The sequence below is a fragment of the Arachnia rubra genome (assembly GCF_019973735.1).
Lineage (GTDB): Bacteria > Actinomycetota > Actinomycetes > Propionibacteriales > Propionibacteriaceae > Arachnia > Arachnia rubra.
The window spans coordinates 3000381-3022524 of the sequence record NZ_AP024463.1; the positions used below are offsets into that span (position 1 = coordinate 3000381).

At 66.1% G+C, this 22144-nt stretch carries 18 protein-coding genes; 2 read left to right on the top strand and 16 right to left on the bottom strand.

Annotated features, from left to right (window positions below; genetic code table 11):
* Positions 1-11: 11 nt before the first annotated feature.
* Positions 12-443, bottom strand: coding sequence for a nucleoside deaminase (locus SK1NUM_RS13645; protein ID WP_212327849.1), 432 nt, complete (start codon positions 441-443; stop codon positions 12-14).
* Between the two features lie 27 nt (positions 444-470).
* Entirely contained in the window at positions 471-1058 is a 588-nt protein-coding gene (locus tag SK1NUM_RS13650) for a tRNA adenosine deaminase-associated protein (RefSeq protein ID WP_212323234.1), read from the bottom strand.
* 115 nt (positions 1059-1173) lie between these two features.
* On the opposite strand from SK1NUM_RS13650, the gene upp reads away from it, so the two are divergent.
* The gene (gene upp / locus SK1NUM_RS13655) at positions 1174-1815 is read left to right on the top strand and encodes a uracil phosphoribosyltransferase (protein WP_212323237.1); all 642 of its coding nucleotides are present in this window, start codon (positions 1174-1176) and stop codon (positions 1813-1815) included.
* A gap of 113 nt (positions 1816-1928) precedes the next feature.
* On the opposite strand, the gene SK1NUM_RS13660 is transcribed toward upp, so the two are convergent.
* From SK1NUM_RS13660 to SK1NUM_RS13680, 5 genes are all read right to left on the bottom strand, one after another.
* Positions 1929-2225: a WXG100 family type VII secretion target gene (locus SK1NUM_RS13660; RefSeq protein WP_212323239.1), complete on the bottom strand. Its 297-nt coding sequence runs from the start codon at positions 2223-2225 to the stop codon at positions 1929-1931.
* 74 nt (positions 2226-2299) lie between these two features.
* Positions 2300-2872: a hypothetical protein gene (locus SK1NUM_RS13665; RefSeq protein WP_212323241.1), complete on the bottom strand. Its 573-nt coding sequence runs from the start codon at positions 2870-2872 to the stop codon at positions 2300-2302.
* Entirely contained in the window at positions 2865-3539 is a 675-nt protein-coding gene (locus SK1NUM_RS13670) for a hypothetical protein (RefSeq protein WP_212323243.1), read from the bottom strand. The genes SK1NUM_RS13665 and SK1NUM_RS13670 overlap by 8 nt, the downstream gene beginning before the upstream one ends.
* Positions 3533-4750: a hypothetical protein gene (locus SK1NUM_RS13675; protein ID WP_212323245.1), complete on the bottom strand. Its 1218-nt coding sequence runs from the start codon at positions 4748-4750 to the stop codon at positions 3533-3535. Before SK1NUM_RS13675 ends, SK1NUM_RS13670 begins: the two co-directional genes overlap by 7 nt.
* A 1-nt stretch (position 4751) precedes the next feature.
* Entirely contained in the window at positions 4752-6398 is a 1647-nt protein-coding gene (locus SK1NUM_RS13680) for a hypothetical protein (protein WP_212323246.1), read from the bottom strand.
* A 122-nt stretch (positions 6399-6520) separates the two neighbouring features.
* On the opposite strand from SK1NUM_RS13680, the gene SK1NUM_RS13685 reads away from it, so the two are divergent.
* On the top strand, positions 6521-7276 hold the full coding sequence (locus SK1NUM_RS13685) for a transposase family protein (protein ID WP_212323263.1): 756 nt from the start codon (positions 6521-6523) through the stop codon (positions 7274-7276).
* 134 nt (positions 7277-7410) lie between these two features.
* Here the strand turns inward: SK1NUM_RS13685 and SK1NUM_RS13690 are convergent, their stop codons facing one another.
* From SK1NUM_RS13690 to SK1NUM_RS13730, 9 genes are read right to left on the bottom strand one after another with little or no spacing between them, the layout of a single operon-like run.
* Complete coding sequence (locus SK1NUM_RS13690; RefSeq protein WP_212323265.1) at positions 7411-11805, bottom strand: FtsK/SpoIIIE domain-containing protein; 4395 nt, start codon at positions 11803-11805, stop codon at positions 7411-7413.
* On the bottom strand, positions 11805-12521 hold the full coding sequence (locus SK1NUM_RS13695) for an FHA domain-containing protein (protein WP_212323268.1): 717 nt from the start codon (positions 12519-12521) through the stop codon (positions 11805-11807). The genes SK1NUM_RS13690 and SK1NUM_RS13695 overlap by 1 nt, the downstream gene beginning before the upstream one ends.
* Positions 12518-14116: a serine/threonine-protein kinase gene (locus SK1NUM_RS13700; protein ID WP_212323271.1), complete on the bottom strand. Its 1599-nt coding sequence runs from the start codon at positions 14114-14116 to the stop codon at positions 12518-12520. Before SK1NUM_RS13700 ends, SK1NUM_RS13695 begins: the two co-directional genes overlap by 4 nt.
* A 1-nt stretch (position 14117) precedes the next feature.
* A complete protein-coding gene (locus SK1NUM_RS13705) occupies positions 14118-15602 on the bottom strand; it encodes an FHA domain-containing protein (protein ID WP_212323274.1) in 1485 nt (494 codons plus the stop codon).
* Entirely contained in the window at positions 15599-16405 is an 807-nt protein-coding gene (locus tag SK1NUM_RS13710) for a PP2C family protein-serine/threonine phosphatase (protein ID WP_212323276.1), read from the bottom strand. Before SK1NUM_RS13710 ends, SK1NUM_RS13705 begins: the two co-directional genes overlap by 4 nt.
* Positions 16402-17661, bottom strand: coding sequence for an FHA domain-containing protein (locus tag SK1NUM_RS13715; protein WP_212323278.1), 1260 nt, complete (start codon positions 17659-17661; stop codon positions 16402-16404). The genes SK1NUM_RS13710 and SK1NUM_RS13715 overlap by 4 nt, the downstream gene beginning before the upstream one ends.
* Complete coding sequence (locus tag SK1NUM_RS13720) at positions 17654-19960, bottom strand: transglutaminase-like domain-containing protein (RefSeq protein WP_212323280.1); 2307 nt, start codon at positions 19958-19960, stop codon at positions 17654-17656. The genes SK1NUM_RS13715 and SK1NUM_RS13720 overlap by 8 nt, the downstream gene beginning before the upstream one ends.
* Positions 19957-21153 (bottom strand): DUF58 domain-containing protein, encoded by a 1197-nt coding sequence (locus SK1NUM_RS13725; RefSeq protein ID WP_212323282.1) that lies wholly within the window; start codon positions 21151-21153, stop codon positions 19957-19959. The genes SK1NUM_RS13720 and SK1NUM_RS13725 overlap by 4 nt, the downstream gene beginning before the upstream one ends.
* Before the next feature lie 11 nt (positions 21154-21164).
* The gene (locus SK1NUM_RS13730; protein WP_212323284.1) at positions 21165-22133 is read right to left on the bottom strand and encodes an AAA family ATPase; all 969 of its coding nucleotides are present in this window, start codon (positions 22131-22133) and stop codon (positions 21165-21167) included.
* Positions 22134-22144 lie beyond the last annotated feature (11 nt).

A 22144-nucleotide genomic window follows, 5' to 3' on the forward strand; every position in this document is an offset into this window, starting at 1 on the left:
GGCGCAGGAAGTCACCGGCGCTCCCCGAAGAACTCCGCCAACAGGTCCTCGCAGTCCGCCACGAGCACCCCCGAGGTGACGCGGGGCCGGTGATTGAGACGCGGATCGCGCACCACGTCGAACAGCGACGCCACCGCGCCGGCCTTCGGGTCGAAGGCCCCGAACACCAGGTGGGCGACCCGGGAGGCGACGATGGCTCCCGCGCACATCGCGCACGGCTCCAGCGTGACGACCAGGGTGCAACCCGTCAGACGCCACTGCCCCAGTCTCGCGGCAGCGCGGCGGACGGCGACGACCTCGGCGTGGGCCGTCGGGTCACCAGCCAGCTCCCGCTCATTGCCTCCGGCCGCGAGCAGGCCGCCGCCGGGATCCAGGACCACAGCCCCGACAGGCACGTCGCCGCGCCGTCCCGCTGCGCGCGCTTCCTCCAGGGCCAGCCGCATCGCGGGCTCGAAGCGTCGCGCCACAGGTCACTCGTCGAAGGCCTCGACGGCCCGCTCGAACACGTCGGCGATCTTCAGCCGGCTCGCGACCTGCATCAGCAGCTCGTCGGAGTCCTCGTCGTAGTTCGTGGCGATGGCCTCCAGCTCGAAACCGCGCAGCCCCGCGGCGGCGAACATGTCGAGGTCGCCGATCGGCGCGGACTCCTCGTCCTCGTCGGGGATCTCCTCGCCCAGGTAGTCCACGACGTCGCGGGCGATGGGCCAGTCGTTGGCGGCGGTGGCGTCGCTGAGCAGCACCTCCACGATGCGCCCCCGCACCCGGCAGATCACGAAGAACTCCCCCGCCACCGACACGAACCCGTCCGCCCCCGAGTCGCCGGGCAGGCGGCCGAGCTGGCGGATCAACTCCTCCAGGTCGTTGGCCAGGTCGTAGTCGAGCGGCACCGCCGTCGCCTTGCCGTCCTCACGGTAGACGGCGACAACGAGGTCGATGTCGTCCTCACCTGCGTCCTCGAGGTCGTCGTCGAAGAACTCGTCGTCGGAGTCGTCGGCGGCATCCAGGTCGCGGTCATCCTTCAGGTCAAAGGGCTCGGCGTCTTCGTCAAAGGCGTCCACGGCTGATCTCCTCACGGGTGTTATAGAGAACCCATCCTTCCAGATCCTGCACCCGCTTGAGGACTCGGGCCAATATCCGTTCGCCCAAACCCTTCCGGTATGCGAAAGTTACCTCGTGGAACTTCGCGTCATCTCTCATCCCCTCGTCGATCACAAGCTGACCCTTCTGCGCAGCCGCACCACCGAGCAGCCCATCTTCCGGCGTCTCGTCGAGGAGCTGGTGACGCTGCTGGCCTATGAGGCGACCCGCGGGGTGCGCGTCCACGAAACCGCCATCGAGACCCCCGTCGCCCCGGCCACCGGCACGAAGCTGGACTCCCCCGCCCCGCTCGTCGTGCCGATCCTGCGCGCCGGCCTGGGAATGCTCGACGGCATGCTGCGCCTGGTGCCGACCGCCGAGGTCGGTTTCCTGGGGATGATCCGCGACGAGACGACGCTTGAGCCCACCACCTATGCCGAACGCCTCCCGCAGGACCTCTCCGGACGTCAGTGCTACGTGCTGGACCCGATGCTGGCGACGGGCGGGTCGCTGGGTGAGGCCGTGAAGTTCCTCGTCGGACGCGGCGCCGACGACATCACCTGCATCTGCCTGCTGGCCGCCCCGGAGGGGATCGAGAGGATCCAGGACCTGCTGGCGGACCTCCACGTCCCCTGCACCCTGGTGGTGTCGGCCGTCGACGAACGCCTCAACGAACAAGGCTTCATCGTCCCCGGGCTGGGCGACGCCGGCGACCGGCTGTACGGGCTGGCCGACTGAGGGCACCGCCTGCGGCAGGAGATCATCAAAGTTCACATAAAAACGAGGGCATCACTGCAAACACAGACCCGGGCACCTGATGTTCCTCAGGCACCCGGGTCCGGGAGGGGCACTCAGCCGCGAACCTGGTTCGCCATCTGGGTATCGGTCTCGCGCATGGCATTGGCCATGGAGCGCAGGCCCTGCGCAATGCCATCGAGTGACGAGATGGTGTTGGAGGCCGAGGTGGTGAAATTCTGGTACATCTCGTTGAACGCGCCTGACGCCTGGTCAGTCACGAAACCATTGGTGACCAGACCCTCAATACGGGCTTTCATCGCCTGCAGCTGCTGGTGGATCTGATCCTTGCCACTGACCAGAGCGCTGGCCTCGGACTCCATCGCGTCGTAGCTTACGTTGAGATTTGCCATTTCATTCCCTTTCTGATGTGTGGGTTACATTTGTTTTTGACGCAGGGCCCCACCGTCCCGTCGCCACACCTTATTTACCGACCCTCGCCAACAAGGATGAGTTGCTCGGCTAATTCACCGGCCAGGAATACCCCCAGGGGCCAGAACACGGTAGCCAAGTGGTCGATTTCTCCACCAACGAAGTACAAGCACACGTCCCGTTGCAGCCCAGCGATACCCCGAGTGGTCGCAATAGCTCCGCGCAGCACAACTGATTCCGGTTCATCCGCTGGAGCCACCACACGAGACGCACGGTACAAAGTGAATCCTTTTACATCGACAGTGTCATCCACGCTATTGAACACGTGCGCAGCTGGAATATCGACGAGAGCCCGCGGCATCTCTTGGGCTTGCCCAGCGGGCTCTGGAGAAGCATAGACCGTCACCAGGCAAGGTTCAGTACCTGGTTGCAGCAACGCGCAGCAGCCCACAGCCGCATCGGGGATACCGAAGACCAGCATCCGGTTCAGCCGGTCCACGACCAAACCCATTTCCTCCTCAAACCCAGCTGACAGCAGTTCTGGACGCACTGTTTCGAACCAGGCCTGCCAGTCGGACTCGGGCATCCCTGGCGGCAAAGGGAGGATCGTCGGAGTGACATCACTCATCGTCATCGTCCTCCCAGCTCAGCGTCTCCACCCAAGCGTCAAAGAATTCCTCGACGGCATCAAGTGCCTCACCGGCCCCCTCGGCCAGATCACAGCTCACCGACGCCTCCACATGCATCCAGCGTTCCGGATTCCCCGGCTGACCGATGATATAGCGGACCTGGCGCACCAAACGTGTACGTTCCGCCGCCGCAGCCAGCATCTTCTTTTCATCCGTGAGCTCCCGGACATCATCCGGGAGTATGTCCAGGCTATCCAGGAGAGCGGATTTGGCGTCCTCTGGGATCCGCAGCTTGGCTCCCACCATGCCGCTCGGCTGTATCAAGGAGGTCTCACCTTCCCCGCTCGTAGCCATGGCAAGCACGGCCTCCATCGGATCGTCACCTATCTCCGTGGCGTCGAAAGGCCGGGTTACGATCATCGGCCGCACCACCGAAGCCCGCGGATCCTCCACCGGTAGGTAGGCAGCCCAGGCCCCCCGCTCTGAGAGCGGCTCCAGCATTGAGAGCATGCGGCTGGTTACCCAGCCGGAAATCCTCACTCGGGCCACCTCATCGGAAATGTTGGAAAACATCTTTTCCGTGGCCTTTTTAACAGCCTTCGGCTCCACAGGGTCCAGCCTGATCTGCTCCCAATCACGGGGCAGCACATACCTGTACTTCACCACGCACTCCCTCCTCCGCCTCCGCCGCCGTCGGTGAAACCGCCGCCCGCACCAAGGGGCTGGAGGCGATGTACCTTGGCGCTGTTTTTTGGAACAAACAGCCCGGTGACGGTGTCAGACGCCACTCCGATGCCCGTTTTGGCGGCCCATTTGATACCCTTGTCTGCGGCTTTGAAAGTACCCCAGCCCGCAGCGGCAGGCAGGAACTTCTTGAGGCCTGGCGAGATTTTCTCCGATGAACGTGTCAGCCGAGCAACGTATGCCCCTGGTTTGCTTCCGATCTTCCCCGCGATCTTATCGATCTTCTTCCCAGCGAACTTCTTCAAAGCAGCCCCGCCCACAGTCTTGAAAGCCCCAGAGATGTTCTTCTGCGAAGGATCGATGATTGCCTTGCCGACAGATACAGTGATATCGAAGGCTGTTTTGCACTTGGTGAGGAAATTAACCACTCTCAAGGCCTTCGCGACAAGCTGGAGCGCTGGAGCAAGCCCAGGAACAAACGCCAACACGAAGGAAGCTATCTCCAGGACAAGACAGATCTCATCCAAGTGTTCCCAGACCCATTGAGCAACTTTGCAGATGCCATTCCAGATTTTGCTGAAAATTGACTTGAAACGATCCCACCAGGAATCTTCCAGGCCAGAGTCGTCGCTGATCTGCTCGATCTTCGCAGCGGCCCTCTCATTGGCTTCCTTGACTTTACTTACAGCAACCATAAGTTGCTTTAAAGATGTCTGAAAATCAGCGTCTGCATTCTTGTATGCAACAGCCGCGCGATTTCCATCTTCGCAGGCTTGGCGCTGTTGCCCAGGGTCCGAGTTCATAGCCCTCAACACCGCGGTTTTATGCTGTTGTTCCGCATGATCCCTCCGGGCGAGGGCACTTTGGGCCTGGGGGGCCGCTCGCCGCCCGACCTGCTGCTCCTCCTCCAGCACATTGGCGAATTCATGAAGGGCTTTGGCCATGCCCTGGTAGCGGAGACCTGCGACGCGCAGCTTCTCCGTGGCCACAATGCCCTTCTCACCCAGCGCCTTGAAGGCATCTGAGGTGACCTCATCTGTGCTGCTGACTAATTTATCGACGGCGCGGGCAGCATCGTTGAGCTGATTTCCGGTGGTCTGCATCTGAGAAGCGCCGGAATGCACAGCCTCCGGGTTTCCCTTCAAGTCCTCGAGGGCTGCTTGAATCATGATGTTAGTGACATAAGAAGACATGTCACTCCTCCCCTCCGTCGTCCGCGACTGCGTCGTTTCTCAGCACTTCTGCGGCTTCCTCGCGTATCGCCTGGCGTTCACCCAGCACGTCCAGCGACGGCTCGCCCTCGGAGCGGCTTGCGGAGGCGGCCGCACCCATGGCAGCCGCCATACCGCCCATCATCAGCGGGACGCCAGCCCGCGCCGGGGAGCCCTGCGGCTTCTCCTCCAGATCCGGCAGGTCCTGCTGCGGCGCTGAGGATGCCGTCGGTTCAGACGCAGTCTCCAGGCTCGGCAGATCAGTGCCACTCGGCTCTGCAGGGGTGGAAGCCTGGGACGCCGTCTCGAGCGAGGGAAGCGGCTCAACCCCACCGCCGCCACCGCCTGACGAGGTCAGGGGCGGCAGATCCGGTGCGTCCCCGCCCCCAGCCCCGGTGGCTCCGCCAAGATCCCCAGCAGGGTCCTGAAGATCCGCGACAGCCTCCTGGAGGTTGCTGTCTGTAAGATCCTCCGGGGCCTTAACGTCCGCGATATCCGCCAGGGACGTGGACTCACCATCATCCAGGCCTTTCAGACCCTCACCCATGCCGAGCATGTCATCCTGGGAACTGGGCAGCGCGCCCTCCAGCCCCTGGAGATCCCCGAGGCTTCCGCTGCCCTCAAGGGCCGACCCTGAGTGCAGTGGATCGGTGAGCGAGTTGTCGCCAGTGCCCACCTGCCCGAGGATGCCTTCTTTCATCGTGCCGGAGAGGCTGGCCAGGGCGCCGGTGCCGATCATTCCTCCGATAACGGAGAGGACCTCGCCGACGGGACGCCCAGTCAGCTTCGCCCATCGTTCGGCGAAAGTGCGAATCAGAGAACCGAGCTGCCGGTCACGCTCCGGGCTCGTCCCTGTCTCAGGAAGTCCGTGAATGCCCAGCTGCGCGCCATCGTCCCTGTCGGTGCCCTGCGAGTCAGGAAGTTCACTCCCGTCCGCGCCCTGCAGGGAAGGCACCTCGCTCCCTCCCGCACCCGGGCTGGAGGGATGGTCTGTTCCCGTCCCGCCTGATGACGAAGACAGATCGGTGCCGCTTGAGGAAAGCGGAGGTACATCAACGCCACCTCCATGGGCACCGCCACCGGAAGCACCACCAGAACTTTCCAGGGGAGGAACGCTGGCGCCACCGCCACCAGCAGAACCACCACCGCCGAAGCCACCCCCGTCACCACCAACGGAACTGCCACCACCACTCAAGGGAGGAATGCTGGCGCTACCAGCGGCAGAACCACCGCCACCCGAAGCCGGGGGACAGGTCTCACCCCCAGCAGCCGGATCAGGACTCCCGGTTCCAGGGTTGCCAGCCCCAGCAGCCTGCTGCTTATCGCCCCCCTTTCCAGCAGACCGCTTTCCCTGGGCATCTTCAACGCTCTTGTTGAGATCGCCCTTGATTTTCTCGTCAAGCCTCTTGAATTCGTCGTCACACTGCTGCACCACGTCGGCGAGCTTGCCCAGCGATTCAGCCATCTTTCCGCGGGCAATCTCCCAGTCGCTCTCCTGCCCCTCGATCACCGAATTGAGACGGCCTGCTTTACCGACGGCTTCCGCCAAACCCTCTGCAAATCCCTGAGCAGAATCCAGGTAGTTCTTGGCCTCACGCGCACCCGTAGTCGCATCCTGAGGCTTATTCATAGGGGTGTTTTGGCTTTCCCCAGCTAACACTTTACCCGAGGGGGATGTGAGGGCGGCTTGCCCGATCTGAGATAATTCAAAATGCAGAAAGAAAACCCTCAGATGAAAGACAAGCCGCCGCCGTGAATACTACCACAAGCCTTGACCGTGACCAGATCCTCAACCTGTGCGAACTGATCCACACATCCCGTTCCGGAAACCTTCCCCCGGCAGGGTCCCGTGTCCTGGGCTTGTTCCGCTGTATCCAGGTCACTGTGTTGATATTGCGGCACAATCTCACCCAGGAGTTGCTGGCCGACATCCACACAGTCTCCCAAGCCACCATCTCACGAGTGGTGGCGGTCTACACTCCCCTGATCGCCGAGGCCCTCCAAGCCTGGGTGCCCGGCGTGGGGGACCTCGACCCGGACCGTCAGTACATCATCGACGGTACTCTGGTGTCCTGCTGGTCGTGGCACGACCGTCCCGAGCTGTACTCAGGCAAGCACCACACGACGGGGGTGAACCTGCAAGTGGCCTGCACCCTGGCCGGACAGCTCGCCTGGATCTCCCCGCCCCTGCCGGGTAGTGTGCATGATGCAAAGGCCATCAAGGAATCCGGCTTCCTCGCAGCCCTCGACAGTCAAAGTCATATTGGAGACAAAGGCTACATCGGATTGGGGATGATCACCCCCGCGAAGAAACCCGCCCATGGTGAACTCACCGACAGCGACAAAAGAAACAACACGACCATCAACCGCGTCCGCTACCTCATCGAACGTGTCATCGCGAACGTCAAAACCTGGCGTGTTCTACACACCGATTACCGCCGCCCCTACAACACCTTCGAAACCACAATACAAGCCGTCACAGGACTCATCTTCGCCTACAGTCTATGAATAAGCCTCCCTGTACCAGGCTTTCCTTGACGACTAGCCGGTCTGCCACCCTGGGCCTCCTTTCGACGCATACGATGTTCTCAGCACTTTCACAACCCTGCAATGGGGTCAACTGCCCATATTCACCAGTGCCCTCAGTCCACTTCTGGGATCTGGACCCGGACCGCGTCACCGGCAGCGATCCAGTAGCCACGGCCAGGCGGGAAATCAGCAGCCCTCACGCGCGGCAGCTGCGCCTTCAGCAGGTCACCGTCGTTCATCTCCGGCTGCAGCAGCAGTCCCTGCCGCGCGCCCTTCAACTCCGGCATGCTGGAGTTGAAACCGGACATGGTGGCGATCTCGCCCGCGCCGATCAGCAGGTGGCCATTGCGGCGCGCCAGTTTCAGTGACTCGGCAAGCGTGGAATCTGCCGGGGAGCCCGCCAGCTCGGAGAACTGCTCCACGAACACCGCGACCCGTGGAAGCCCCGGCGTGGTCTCCGTGGTCAGATAGGGCTTCAACTGGTTCGTCAGGAAGTCCTGCACCCGGTCGGCACCGTGCACGGTGGCCGTCCACAACGGCAGCCCAGCCAGCGGAGTGCTGCGTGCCGTGAGCAGCACCCTGGGCACATCCGGATACACATTCGCCATCGACTGCGCAAACCAGCGCACTGCCGAGCTGAGCCCCGATTTGGGTGGCCCTGCCACGAGATAGACACCCTGTGGCTCGAAGCCGATCGGCCCCAAAGTGCGGTCCTCCAGGCCGAGCGTCGGCAGGCCGCCGACCGTGGCGGGCAGCGAGGCGGCGGGCACCAGGGAAGGCAGCCTGCGGATCGGCTCCGGCCTCGACGGCTGGAAGCGAGCGACGCTGGTCGCCAGCGACTCGATCTCCCGGGCCTGCGCGGGTGGCGACGGGTCCGGCCCCAGCACCGCGATCTGCAGCTCGTTCGGCTCCTTGACGTTCATACAGCGTCCCGGTGGGCTGTTCGGGTTCAGCACGTCCTTCGGGACGTTCAACGCGATGTACTGATCAGGGTCGCTCATCCTCAGCACCATGCGCTGTTGGAATGCGCCCTGCATGGATGACGGAACCGCCGCACCGCGGTCTGCCGTTGCCGCGAAGTGGATACCGACGGACCGGCCCTCACTGAGGAGCCGGTGGAACTGAGCGTAGGTCTTGGCCCGCTGCAACCCCGAGTCATATTCCGTGCGGAAACTCTCGAAACCATCTAGCAGCACCAGGACGCGCGGCTCGTCGGGGTTGCCGTGCTGCCGGTAGCTGCTCAGATTGTCGGCCCGCACAGCCGTGAAGGCGGCAGCCCGCTCGTCGAGCTTCTTGGTCAGGAACTCCATCAGCCGCGTGACCCGCTCGTCGTCATCACCCATGATGATGGCGCCGACATTGCTGAGCGGCTCCAGCAACGTCAAACCACCACCGGCGAAGTCAAGGCCGTAGATGTGCACCGGGCCGGACCGTGGGGTGATGGAGGCGGCGATCGCCAGCGACCGCAGTGCCGTGGTCTTGCCCGAGCCGCTGGTGCCGTAGTAGATGATGTTGCCCGCCTCGTCGGGACGAAACACCTCGGCATGCTGGGCCTGCTGCGCAGGCACATCCACCATGCCGAGCACGATGCTGGTGTCCCGGCGCTGCCTCAGCTCCATCAAGTCGTAGACCTCGGCCAGCGTGTCCAGCCATGGCTTGCGGGGCTCCGGTATCCGGCCGAGCTGCGCGGCTGCGGACACGCTACGCACCACCCGGTCGATGTCCTTGTCCACCTGTTCACCCTTAAGCTTCGGCCGGGGCAGTTTCCAGGCGGTGTCCAGGCCGAAATCGAACTCGTCGATGTCGATGGGCGGGGCAGGCGGCTCAGCGGGTGTCCTGGCCCCGGGGAAAGCCGACTGGAACCGGATCAGCCGTCCTGGACCCATCTTCGCGACGCCCCGGCCGGGGGTCGAGGGGTCGATCGCGGCTGCTTGCGGACTGCCCAGCACGTCGGTGGAGTCGTGCTCGTCATTCATGCGCAGTGCCACCCGCAGGTTGGTGTTCGCTCGCAGGCTGTCCTTGATGACGCCGGCGGGGCGCTGCGTGGCGAGCACCAGGTGTAGGCCGAGGGACCGACCGCGCTGGGCCACGTCGATCACCCCGTCGACGAACTCCGGCACCTCGCCGACGAGGGCCGCGAACTCGTCGACGATGATGATCAGGCTCGGCGGGCAGTCGGGATCACCCGTCTTCTCGAAATCGATCAGGTCCTTAACGCCCTTGCTGTTGAACAGATGCTCCCGCCGGTGGATCTCGGCGCGGAGGCTCTGCAGAGCCCGCCGGACCAGGTATGGCGACAGGTCGGTGACGATGCCGACGCAGTGCGGCAGATCAACGCATCGCGCGAAGGCCGCACCACCCTTGTAGTCGACGAACAGGAACGTCACCCGGTCCGGGCTGTGCGCATGCGCCATGCCCAGCACCCAAGCCTGCAGGAACTCCGACTTCCCGGCGCCCGTGGTGCCGCCAACCAGGGCATGCGGCCCCTGCGTGCGCAGATCAATGGTGAACGGCTCCGCACCCGCATGCCCGACCACGGCCCGCAGATCCCCGGACCGCTCCCGGGGAATGGCGGGTAGGGATCGGTTGACGAACGACCCATTGTCCTTCCAGCGGGCCAGGATCTGCTCCTCGTCGTCGGCGGAACCGCCAAGCAGCCCGACCACCGACACCAGGCGCGGCAGGTCGGACTCGTCCGCGACGGGGGCGGAGGCGTCCACCAGGGGGGCCATGGTCCGGGCCACCGTGTAGGCGGTATCCAGACCGACGGCTTCAGTGGAGACATTCGCGAACACCCGCTCAGAGCGAACCATGCCGATAACGGCCTGGCCGTCAGGCTGCAACTCGACGTAGGTCCGGCAGGCCGCGGGCAGCTGGTCGCGGGTGGATGACACCCACACCACATAGACGCCGACATCAGGTCCGCGTTCAGCCAGCCGGGCAACACGCGCCAGGTCTACGGAGGCCTCGTGCACGATGACCACCACCGACGGCGTCACAGGCTGCTCGGTCTTCTCGCTGGACTGGACCGGTCCCCGCAGAGTGGGCTCGTCGCCCTCAGCCCGCTGCTCGATCAGCTCCTCCAGCTGGTCCAGCAGCACCCGTCCCCGAGGCCCGTCGGCCGCCAGGCAGGGGCCGGGGATGGGACAGTGGGGCGAGGAGGTGTGCGGCAACCATTCGAGCCAGGCCCATTCAGGTTTGCTGTCGGTGGAGGTCAGGCAGGCGATCACCACCTCGGCGGGCGAGTGCAGTGAGGCGACCTGGATGATCAGCCCCCGGGCGATCTCGATGAGACTCGGGTCGCACCCCACCACGCCCAGCCCGCCCACGGAGCGCAGGTCAGCGACGATGGGGGTGTTGTGCAGCAACCGGTATCGCTCCCGCAGCTCGGTCTGCTGACGCTGCAGATGGACGAAGCCTCGGCGTCTACCGGGCTTTGAGAACTGATGCAGGGCCCTGACCGAGCCAGCACCGATCCGCACCTGTAGGAACTCGGGATGCTCCGGATGCCGGCACCACAGGGCGCCGTTGCGCTGCGTGGCAGCTTCTATGCACTCGTCGGTGGCCGGGTAGAGGCGCTGCAACTGCCGGGTCTCCAGAGCCTGGGCCTCGGCCATCTCCTCCTCGGCTGCACGCATTCCCTCGGTGAAGTTCGCCAGGTCGGCTTTCCTCTTGCGAGAGCCGTCGATGCGTTGGCTGACGTAGTTGCCGATCATGAGCACAGGGCTCAGAGCGACGAACATCAGCGTCATGGGTGAGCGGGTGAACACATACATGCCCACACCCATGACGATGGGCGCAACCAGCGAGATCCACGGGAATCGGGAATTATTGGGCGGCTCCGGCACCTCGGGCAGCTCCACCTCGGTCTTCGTGGGCCGCGCCAGCACCCGCGGGGGGCGCATGAAGGCAACCTCGGTGCCGAGGCTCTGGCCACTGCGGTTCCCGACGGCGTCAATCCGCACCTGGGTGCCACCCAGCACCGCGATGTCCCCAGCTCCCAGGGTGGCGCGGGTCACCCGCTGGTCGCCGACCACCACGCCGTTGGCAGAGTCATCGTCGATGATGTCGATGCCCGCGCCCACCAGCACCCGGGCGTGGGACTTCGAGACCCTGGGGTCGGTGAGCCGCACATCGCTCTGAGGGGAACGCCCGATCCGGGAGGACCCGAAGCGCAGCGGGACCTCCGCGCCGGCGTCCGGCCCGGCGACGACACGCAGCACGGCCCCGATCTCGTCAACGGCTCCCTGCTGCTCGCGGACCACCTCGATGACGCCACCGGACTGCACTCCTGACTCGGACACGGCCGCGTCCGCAGCCAGCACCCGAGCCCGGCCGAGCGGATCCTGAACGCGCAGGGTCGGGCGTCCCTCGGAGGACTGGAAGGGCTCGCTCAGACCCTCGCTGAGGATGGCGTTGGCGACGTCCGTCGCGGTGGCGGTGGCATCGGCCCGGATCAGGATGTTGCGCGCTGCCCCGCCCCGGAGCAGCGTCACTCGGATCTGCACTACTGTTCCCCGATCTTCCGGTTCTGCTCCGCCTCGGCGTCGAGGGCGGGAAGATGGTCAGCGGTGACCAGGCGGGAGCTGACAGCCCAGTCCACCAGGTTGGCGCGACGGGAGTGGGCCTGGGAGGTGGGCCCGCCGTGGAGTCCACGTACCCCGGCCTTGTCGAGCTTGTCGCACACATTGTCGAGTTTCCGGTTGAACCGGGTCTGCGTCCATCCCAGGCGCTGGGCGGCCTCGACGGCTGATGGAATCTGCCAGGCACCAACTCCCGCGCGTCGCAGCACCGGTTCCGCGAGGGCGAGGATCACCAAAAGCTGAGAGTGCGTGAACTGGGTCTCCCCCAGCGTCGTCTCTCCCCCGTTGTCCTCGGAGATCACAACCGTCTGATAGACCGCCGAGGCCAGCGAGATCTCCAGTTCGTAGCTGGTGTTCCCGGCATGAAAGGTCAGCAGCATCGACTCGAACACCAGCGGCATGGCGGAGCCCGGGGTGAGAGTGGACTCGATGAGCCGGTTGACGTCCGACAACCGCGCGGGAATCCGCGACCCGACGTTGTGGATCCACCAGATCTTGCCGTCGTGCCGTATCGCCAGGAAGTTACGGTGCAGGTAGGGATTGTCGTCGATGACGAGGTTTCCGCAGCGCCCGATGGTGAACTCCTCACCAGGCTGCACCTGGTGGATCTCACCCGCGAAGTCAACCAGCAGCGTGCTCATGGCGCGCACACCGTCGCCGGCTGTGACTCCCGGCCATTGAGCCGCACCAGATGCACCTCCAGGCAGGTGTCACCCGCCAGCGCCGCGACCGTCACCGTGGTCTCGCTGGTGAGCTCGGATACCGAACCACCGCGCGGGTCCCTCACGGCGTAACGGAACCGGTCCCCCTGCTGCGGATCCGGGTTGGTCCAGGTGAAGGTCACCTCGGAACCGCTGACGCTGCCGCTGAGGTCCGTGACCGCAGGCACCGCGGCGGCGAGCGGGTCAACGGGTTTGGCGGAGGCCGATGGGCTGCCGGTCTCATTGGGGGTCGTGGCCGCGTTGTTCCGGTTCACCAGGACGACCACTGTCACGACGACCCCCACCAGCACAATCAGCAGCGACGCCACGACCGCCACCCGGGGAAGCCGTTTCCTGGCAGAAGGCTCAGATTCCGGCTCCGGCAGCAGGGTGGCGGGGGCGCTTTTCTCCTCTGGCGGGGCAGGAGCAACAGGACCGGTGAAATCCCGCAGGCCCGGCTGGGCCACACCCCGGCCATGCTGTAGGACGCCCTGACCCGGGACCAGGTAGCCGCCGGTCGGTTCGGAACGGTCCAGCGGGGAGGTGAGGCCGCCACTCGGTCCCGTGGCATGACTGGTGGGCTCGCCTGCCTCGGGGTCAATGAGCTGAAACCCCTGGATCCGGGTGCCCCCGTCACGCTGCTCCGGTTCGAAACCGGGCTCATCTGCTTCGTCGGTAAACACCTGGACGGCGGTCACGGACTGGTTCAGCAGGCCCTGCACACCTTGCATGGCTCGCGCGAACTCCAGGGCGCTCTGGAACCTCTCCCTTGGATCCTTGGCCATGGCGACGGCGAGCACCCGTTCCAACTCATCGGGCACATCCGCCCGTCCCGTGCGGGGCGCTGGCATGCTGCGCACCCTGGCGTTGAGGTGTAGAACGTCATTGCCCTGGCCTTGAAGGTACATGGGGCTGTGCCCGACCAACGTCGCCCAGACGCTGGCGGCCAGCGAGTACACGTCACTCCACGGCCCGATACCCACCGGAGAGTTGCCGAACTGCTCGGGCGGCGCCCACAGCGGGCTCATGGCCGTCGACGCCGTCGCCCCCTGGTCCACGGAGATGGAGATACCGAAGTCGGTCAACGCAGGCACACTGAACTGGGTGAACAGGATATTCGCAGGCTTGATGTCGCGGTGCAGCACGCCAAGACGGTGAGCGGTCTCGACGGCCCCAGCGATCTGGACACCGACCTCCATGGCCTTCGCGGGACTGTAGAGGCGGCGCGACACCCGCTCCCCCAGGTGCGCTGCCGGGCACATCTCCATCACCAGGTAGGGACGTCCGTCGGAAGCGATGTCCATCTCGAAGATCGTCACGATGTTGGGATGGCTGCTGAGCTTGGCCATCAGGCTGGCCTCGGTCTGGAAGGCAGCCAGGGTCTTGGGATTGACACCGTGGTGCAGCATCTTGATGGCGACGTCGCGTCCGAGGCCTTCCTGGTGGTAGTGAAACACATCTGCGAAACCGCCGCCGCCCAGCCATTTCCTGAAGGTGTAGCCGGGAAGCTCTGGGGCAGGAGTGCGTTGCGCCATGTCAGGGAATCCGTTCCACGTTGATGAACACGCCATGACCGAGGTCAATGACGTCGCCTGGGACGAGCGGGACGTCTTGCTCGGGCATCCGCATCGGTGGTTTGCCGTGACGGCGCAGGTAGGAGCCGTTGCGGGACCCAAGGTCCCGGGCGAGCACCGTCCAACCCTCCAGCAGGAACGCGATGTGGCTGCTGGAGACGTGCGCGTGCGGAAGGGCCACCAGGCGCGGTGTCGTCTCCGCGGAGATCACCCTGGACTGGGGGTTGCGCCCTGCCACCACCGGGCCGAGCAGCGGCACCTTCTCCCCGCCGTTGATCCGCAGCCACCCGAGCTGTGGCCTGGCCATCTGGCGTGGCTGCCCCCCGACGGGAGCGTCGCAGGTATAACAGGTGGCGCGCTGCGGCGGGTTGGGGTGCCCGTTATCGCAGACCACCGCCAGCACCTCGATGCCGTTGCGCGACGGGACAGCGGTGACGGCGACCTCGGCATCCTCGTCAGCTATCGTCTCGCCATGGCGCAGCTCCTCGAGCCTCTGCGGGACGGAAGACTCAGGTTCCTCCTCCAGCAGCTGGGAGTCATCCCACATGGCGTCGTAGGGGCCAGCTCGCCGCGCGGAGGAGTCAGTGGACGAAGAAGCGGACTCTGCCACAGAGTCGTCCGCGGCAGGATCAGCATGGGTGGGGTCAGGCATCAGGGTAGGGATCTGCTCCGGCTGGATCACCGGTTCATCGAACACCGCGGGCTGGGGGGCTGTCACAGGCCCCTCTGGCTCGGCCTCGTCTGCCTCTTCCTCGGCGTCGCTCTCCTGCGACTCAGGTGGCTTCGGAGAGGCTGGGGCTGGTGCAGCGGCAGATGCGCCTGCCTCGGCATCGTCGTCCTCGTCCGAATCGGGTTTCTGCTCCGCTTTCCTCTCCACGGACTCCGGGCTCTCCGACACGGGACTCGCGGTGCTGGCCTCTTCTTCCCTGGCCTCGGCTTCCTCCGCCGCGACTTCCTCCGGCTCGGGTTTGCGGGGCGCGGACGTGACCGGCGGGGTCGTCGTCGGTTGCTGTTCGGACCGGCCATCCCAGACCAGGCGGGACGCATCTGTCAGGCCTGCAATCAGGAGAAGCGAGCGACCACCGGCGTCATCAGCGCTCAGCTCCACCGCAACCGGGCCGGCAACATGCTTCTCATCCCAGGTCGTCACCTCCCGCCCGCTGATCAGCGTGTCGCCATCCACGGAGGTGATCCGGGCCCGCAGGGGGCCGCGCACAGCGACGTGGGCTCCCTCAGAGAGGATGGTCACCGCGAAAGCCGGGATCGTCAGCAGCCCCGTGCCAGTGGCCTCCATCAGGACCTGCAGGAAAGTTCCGAGCTGGGGATCGCGCAGCATCGAGAGCCACACTTGCTCCGCCTGCTCGTCGCTCACCTGAGCATCCACCAGCGCCATCCCCGCCTCCCAGACCAGAGCACGGTGGGTGCCTGGGGTCCAGCGCACAGTCATGGCATCTCCAGATCCTGAACGGTGTCGTCATTGCCGGGGATGGTCTCCTCGTCCGGATCAGAGTCAACGCCATCTGCGTCAACGGTGTCAACGACGACGACAACGGCAGTCACGTTATCGCGTCCCCCAGCGCGTTTCGCCGCATCGACGAGCGCCGCAGCCTTGTCACGGGGATCGGCGTCCCCCAGCAGGAGCGCGGTCATGAGAAACTCGGTCACCTCGGAGTACAGGCCGTCACTGCAGATCAGGATCTGGTCACCCTTGTGGATGCTGAGCAGCCACTGGTCGGCGACGAGAGGCTTGACCATCCCAGCCCCGAGCGCCCGGGTGATGACGTTGCGCGACCCTTCCCCGGGGCGTTCCCACAGCACCGAGTGGTCCTCACTGATCTGGGTGAGTTCGCCTTTGCGCAGCAGGTAGACCCGGGAATCACCGATGTTGAACACCAGCCAGCGCGGCTGATTGGCCTGCAGGGTCAGCACCACCCCGGCCAGCGTGCTGCCCGGCGGCCGTCCCTCCCCTGACAGCCGGGACACAGCCGCACTGGCGCCGTCGATAGCAGCCAGCACCTCTTCACCGGTCGCCCACTTGTGGCCTGTCAGGGAGAGGAAATTCTCGACGGCAGCCTGCGACGCGGCCTGACCGCGGGCATGCCCGCCCATACCGTCAGCCACGACGAAGCAGGGGGGCGCTGTGATGTAGGAGTCCTCATTGTGGAGCCGCACCATCCCGCGATCTGAGCGGGCACCGAACCGCAGCTCAACCCTCGGTTCCGTGAGCCTGCCGTGTGGTGTGTCGATCATGACTCCACCTGGAAAGAGCGCCCACCCAGGTAGACCACGGTGCCGGGACGAACCGGTGTCCTCAGGTGCTGCTCGATGCGCCACCTGGTCCCCTCGAACTCGAAGATGACGCCATTGCGCGCACCCACATCAACGACGTGCACGTCCCCATCGTTGGCCAACACCACTGCATGAACCTTGGACATCTTCATGGTTTCGTCGATCAGCTCGTGGGGCTGCGACTCCGGGTATTCCGGCAGGGCGACGGGGTTGCGGCCGAAGACCAGCGGTGTGTCAAGGCTGAGCACCGTGCCGTCATCAAGACAAAGCTTGGGTTCCGCGGATACCGCAACCTTGTCGAGCATGGTCTCGTCGCGGCCTGTGGTCCTGGTCTCCGACACAGTCTCCTGGGAGGAGGCAGGCGTATGCAGCGGTTGCGACACGGAAACGAGCGGAACCGCCGCGGATCCTTCCCGAAGGATCGTGGCCGGTGTGGGGGCGGCGTCCTTGGGGGCGAACGGTGACCGTTCGATCAGCGCACCGGCTGATGCCGAGGTCACGGGGGACACGGGCCGCGAGGCCGGCATGGGTGCGGCGGGCGAGGCTCCAGCAGCGTGCGGCGGGGAGACCGGACCGGCTGCGACCCAGGACGACGGGATGCCGGGCGGCGGGGTGGCAGCGCCCGGCTGGGGGGGCGACGGCTGCATTCCGGGGGGATCCGGCGGCTGCTGGCTCACCGGCGCCGCCGTCGCCATGCCGGGCATGGTCACCTGACGCACCCGCCCCACCGGGGCAGCATTGAGTTTCGGCCTGGGCTCCTCCGGAATGTCCTTCGGCCTCGTCGCGACCAGCCCGAGCCAGCGGTCGACCATCGACTGGCCGCGGCGGTAGGTCACCAGCAGCACAATCGCCATGACGCCCACCGTGACGGTGGTCAGCAGCGATGTCAGAAGCAGCTGACAGAACAGGCGGCCTCCCCTGGGACGGGCCGTCTCCGGGTCGCGGTAGTCGAACCTCAGAAGCGAGGAGCCGATGGTCTGGGCGCGTCTGAGGACCAGCACCAGCTGCATCACCACGACGGCCAGCGCGCAGACCCCCAGCAGGATCTCGACGATCCCAACCCGGTAGCCGGTGGCGTCCTTGCCGGTGTAGAAGAGGAACAGCTCAGCCCCTGCGAGCAGCAGCATCGGGACGGCGTTCAGCACCTGGGCACCGACGCGCACGCCCCGTCCGGCAAGCGCCTTCTCCAGGCGCGGTGAGAGGGCTGTCTCAGGCATCCTTGACCTCCTCGGTCATGACCTTCCCCCGACTGCAGGACTTGCTCAGGCTCGTCGCAAAGCCGTCGGCTGGCTTGTCGGCCCGCCGCAGGGAACGCAGGGACAGCAGAGCCAGCGGACGCCGGTACCACTCCACCTGTTGCAGCATGCCGCGCTTGATCTGGTCCACCTGCCGCCACGTCTCCTCGGAGGCGGCAGGTGCCAGCTGGTTAGGACCGTAGAGGGCGGAGTCCATCAGCCGCGCTGTGGGCATGATCGGGACCTCCGGGTAGGCCTCCTGCATCCTGGCGGCGGCCTCCCGCCGGGTCTCGCACTGCGATGCCGGGAAGCCGAGGTCGCGGGCCCGGTCGACGATGTCCTTCCAGCCACCGGACACCGCGTCGCGCACCACAGCAGCGTTGCGGCGGCGGGTCGTGCGTCTGGCCTTCAGGCCCAGGACCAGCAGGAACGGCGACGCGATCACTCCGGCACCGCCCAGGACGCCGAGCGCCATCAGCACCAGTCCCCAGTCGATGGTGAACCGGTCGTCGCCCTCCCCGTCCTCGGCATCACGGTCAGCGAGCACCGGCTCGTCCGGCAGCTTCTCGGGCGGGTTCGGCGGCGGGTCGACCTGAGGCTTGGGCTTGGGTTTCGGCTTGGGGACCTCAGTCTGCAGGGTCTTGTCCCGGTCCGGAGTCGGGTTGAAGGCCACCCAGCCCGCACCGGCAAAATAGGCCTCAACCCACACGTGGGCCTCGGTGCCCTTGACCTGCCATTCCTGTCCCGGATACTCCTTGGGGTAGAAACCCATGACGACACGCGCAGGCACGCCGAGCTGACCGGCCATGATCGCCATGGCGGTGGCGTATTGCTCGTCGTCGCCGACCAGAGCCGGGCTGTTGAACATCGTGGCTAGCCGTTCGGCGGTGTGGCCGGAGCGAGACTTCTGGTCAGAACCGTCGGAGTAGTAGCCGTCCTCAACGAGCCTGGTCTCGATGGCCACCAGCCGCTCGAAATCGGTTCCTGCCCCCTCCGCGTACTCGGTGGCCCGGGTAGTGAGGATCTCCGGGGCAGCGTCCAGTTTCGCCAGCGGCGCGTTACCCGCCGTCTCGGCCCCCAGGGCGGCCCGCTCCTCCAGGGTCGGCTCCGGGCTGATCGCCGCTTCCAGCCGGTAGCGGTCGCCTGGGGCTAGAGCGCTGGTGGTGAGGGTCTGGTTCGCGGTGCGGTTGTAATAGGCTCCCTCGGATAGTTTGACGGCGTGCTCGCCCGTGAACTCCAGCCAGCTCGGCGTTCCGGCCTGCGGCACCCAGACACCGGAGTACTCGGCTGCCACCTCGACGCTCAGGCCGGCGTTGGCCTGGACATCCTGGGAGACGGTGCGGCCGGTGCGCAGGTACTGGTTGGCCTGCTGGGACACGTTGAACACGTTGCCGTCGTAGCGGTCCATCACCGCCAGCCGCAGCCGGGCACCCTCTGGCATGCCGGTCACTGTGAACAGCGTGGTGTCCTTGAGATCGAGTTCCATCAGCCGGTAGCTCATCAGCGGCGACGGATAGTTCCGCAGGTCGAGAGGCGGGGCGATCCGGTCGCGCAGCACCTGCCGGTCGGCGTGGGCCCCCGTCGCGGCGGTGGCACCGACGGCGCCGGTGGCGGCGGCCGCCAGGATGATGACGGCGGCGACGGCCTGCCGGGCGACCTGCGCCGCGTCGGCCTTGCGGTTGACCAGGATGTCGGCGTTGTCGCTGCGTTGAGCTGCCAGCTGGTGTAGCCACACCCAGGTGACCATGCCCAGTCCGAGCGCGCCTCCCAGCCACAGGGCGGTAGGCGCGGTACGCACCCCGAAGGCGATGCTGACCGCGAGGTAGAGGGGTGGGACCAGCAGCGGCCAGAACACAGTCCGCCGCCGCAGGGCGATGGTGGCAGCGACCACCCCGGCCAGCAGCCCGGCGAGCCACGGAACCACCGCCGGTCCCGTGAAGTCGCCCGCCGGGGTGGCGATGGTCAGTAGGTCGCGCCAGCTGTACACCGCGAGCAGCACCAGACGCCGCAACGTCTCCACGGTGGGGATGACCCCGGCGATGGTGGTGCGAGGCAGGGCCGCCACACCACCGAACAGCAGGTATACGACAGTGGTCATGAGCACCATGAGGGCCGCGGACAGCCGGAACCGGGCTGCTGCCCAGCCGACAGCGACGCCCGCCGTTATGCCTGCAAGGCCGGGGACGAAGCCCTGCCAGTCGCCGAAGGCTGGTTGCAGCGCGACAGCACCAGGGACGAGCAGCGCCCAGATCCCGAGCGCCCGGATCACGGACCCCCTCATGTCAGGCTCCCCAGAGCCCGCGGCAGCTGCTCCAGCTCTGGCAGGTCCAGCACCGTGATGTCGCCCACTTGGTGGCGCGCGATCGTCAGGCTGGACTGGTTGCGCAGGGCGAAGGTCTTGATCTGCTGGGGCAGCACGAGCTGCGCTGCCCGCAGCTCCATCGGATCGGTTCCCCCCGTGATGAATCCAGCGACGGAGACCCCCGAGGCCTCACTGCCCGCCAGCAGCGCCAGCTCCTGCAGGCTGGGGCCGTCGTCTGTCAGCTCGACACGACACAGCTCGTCGAGCAGTCCCACGCCCGTCGGGAACGTAAGCCTGCCCGCCGAGGTGTAGAACGAGACCTGCCGTTCCTCCCGCAGCGCGGCGACGCTGAGCGACGCGGCCGCGGACAGGGCCGCCTCAAAGTCGTCGCCGGTGGCGTAGTCACGGCGCACCGTCGACAGCATCAGAAGCAGGTGCGCCCGCATAGTCTCCTCGAACTGACGCACCATGAGCCGTCCGGTGCGGGCGGTGGTCTTCCAGTGGACGGAGCGACGGTCGTCGCCGGGAACGTAGTCGCGCAGGGCATGGAAGCTGACGTCCGAGCTGGACAGGTTGGCCGTGGTGATGCCCTCGACGTCCTTGAGGAAGCCGATTGCGGTGGCCTCCACCATCACCACCCGGGGGTGGATGAACAGTTCCTGTGAGGGCGTCAGCTCCCGGGTGCGGCGGATCAGCCCCACCGGGTCGGCCTGCACGGCGCGCACCGGTCCGACGGGGACCACGCCACGCCTCCGGGTGGGGATGGAAAACAGCTCCTCGTGGAAGTCGTCGGCACCCAGCGCAGCCACCCGGAACCGGGCGACAGCGCGACCGACGGGCAACTCGATGGTGGCGGAGGACGATCCGCGCCGCTGGCCGCGGATCCACACCCGCCCCAGGCCAGGCTCTCCCACTTGCACGCGCGGCTGGTGCAGCTCAAGCGTCACGTCGTGGATGGCGCGACGCAGGGTCAGGAGTACGGCGACGACGACCAGCGCCAACGCCAGGAACGCAAGGGTCCGGAATTCCAGCCAGCCCCACAGCCAGCCGATGACGGCGCACACCGCACCGAGCCCGGCGACACCCCAGCCCAGTGGGGTGACAGCGGATACGAACTCGGCGCGCCGCACCCGGCGCATCAGGCCTACGGCCGCATCTTTCAGACCCCGCAACCCCACGAGTCTCAGCCAGCCTGACTCGCCGGGCTGGGGACGGTGCCTAGGACGCGGGCGATCACCTTCTCCGCCGACGACCCACCGAAGGTGGCCGTCGGGGACATGATGATGCGGTGCGTCCACACCGGGACCACCAACTCTTTGACATCGTCCGGTATCACGAAGTTGCGACCGTGGGCGGCGGCCCAGACCCGGCAGGCCCGCACCATGGCGATGGCTCCCCGGGTCGAGACGCCCATGGACGTGTCGGGATCATTGCGGGTGGCGTCGGCCAAGTCCTGGACGTAGTCGAGGATGCCATCGTCGACGTGATTGTCGCGCACCAGGTCGCACATCTCGGCGATGGCTTGCTGAGAGATGACGGGGCTCAGTTTCTTGGAGCGGTCTGGCTGCGCGGATTCGGCCAGCACCTTCCGGGCTGCGTCGCGGCTGGGATAGCCGACGGAGGTTTTCATCAGGAACCGGTCCAGCTGGGCCTCGGGGAGCTTATAGGTTCCGGCCTGCTCCACCGGGTTCTGGGTGGCGATCACCATGAACGGACGGCCTGCGGGGTAGCGCACGCCGTCGACGGTGACCATGGCTTCCTCCATCACCTCCAGCAGCGCGGACTGGGTTTTGGGCGAGGCCCGGTTGATCTCGTCCGCCAGCACGATGGACGCGAAGATGGGACCCTTGTGGAAGTCCCACTGGCTCTTTTCCTGGTCGTACATGGTGATGCCAGTGATATCGGAGGGCAGCAGGTCGGGGGTGAACTGGATGCGGCTGTGGCTGCCCTGCACCGAGGCCGCGATGGCGCGGGCCAGGGCCGTCTTGCCGGTGCCCGGAGCATCCTCCAGCAGCAGGTGTCCCTCGGAGAGCAAGCAGGTCAGCGCCAGCCGGACAACGGGCGCCTTGCCCAGCAGCGCCTGGCCGACGTTGTCGACGATCTTCGCGAAGGTGTCCGCGAACCAGGCAGCATGTTCGGGGGTGACTGTCATCGGTGGTCCTC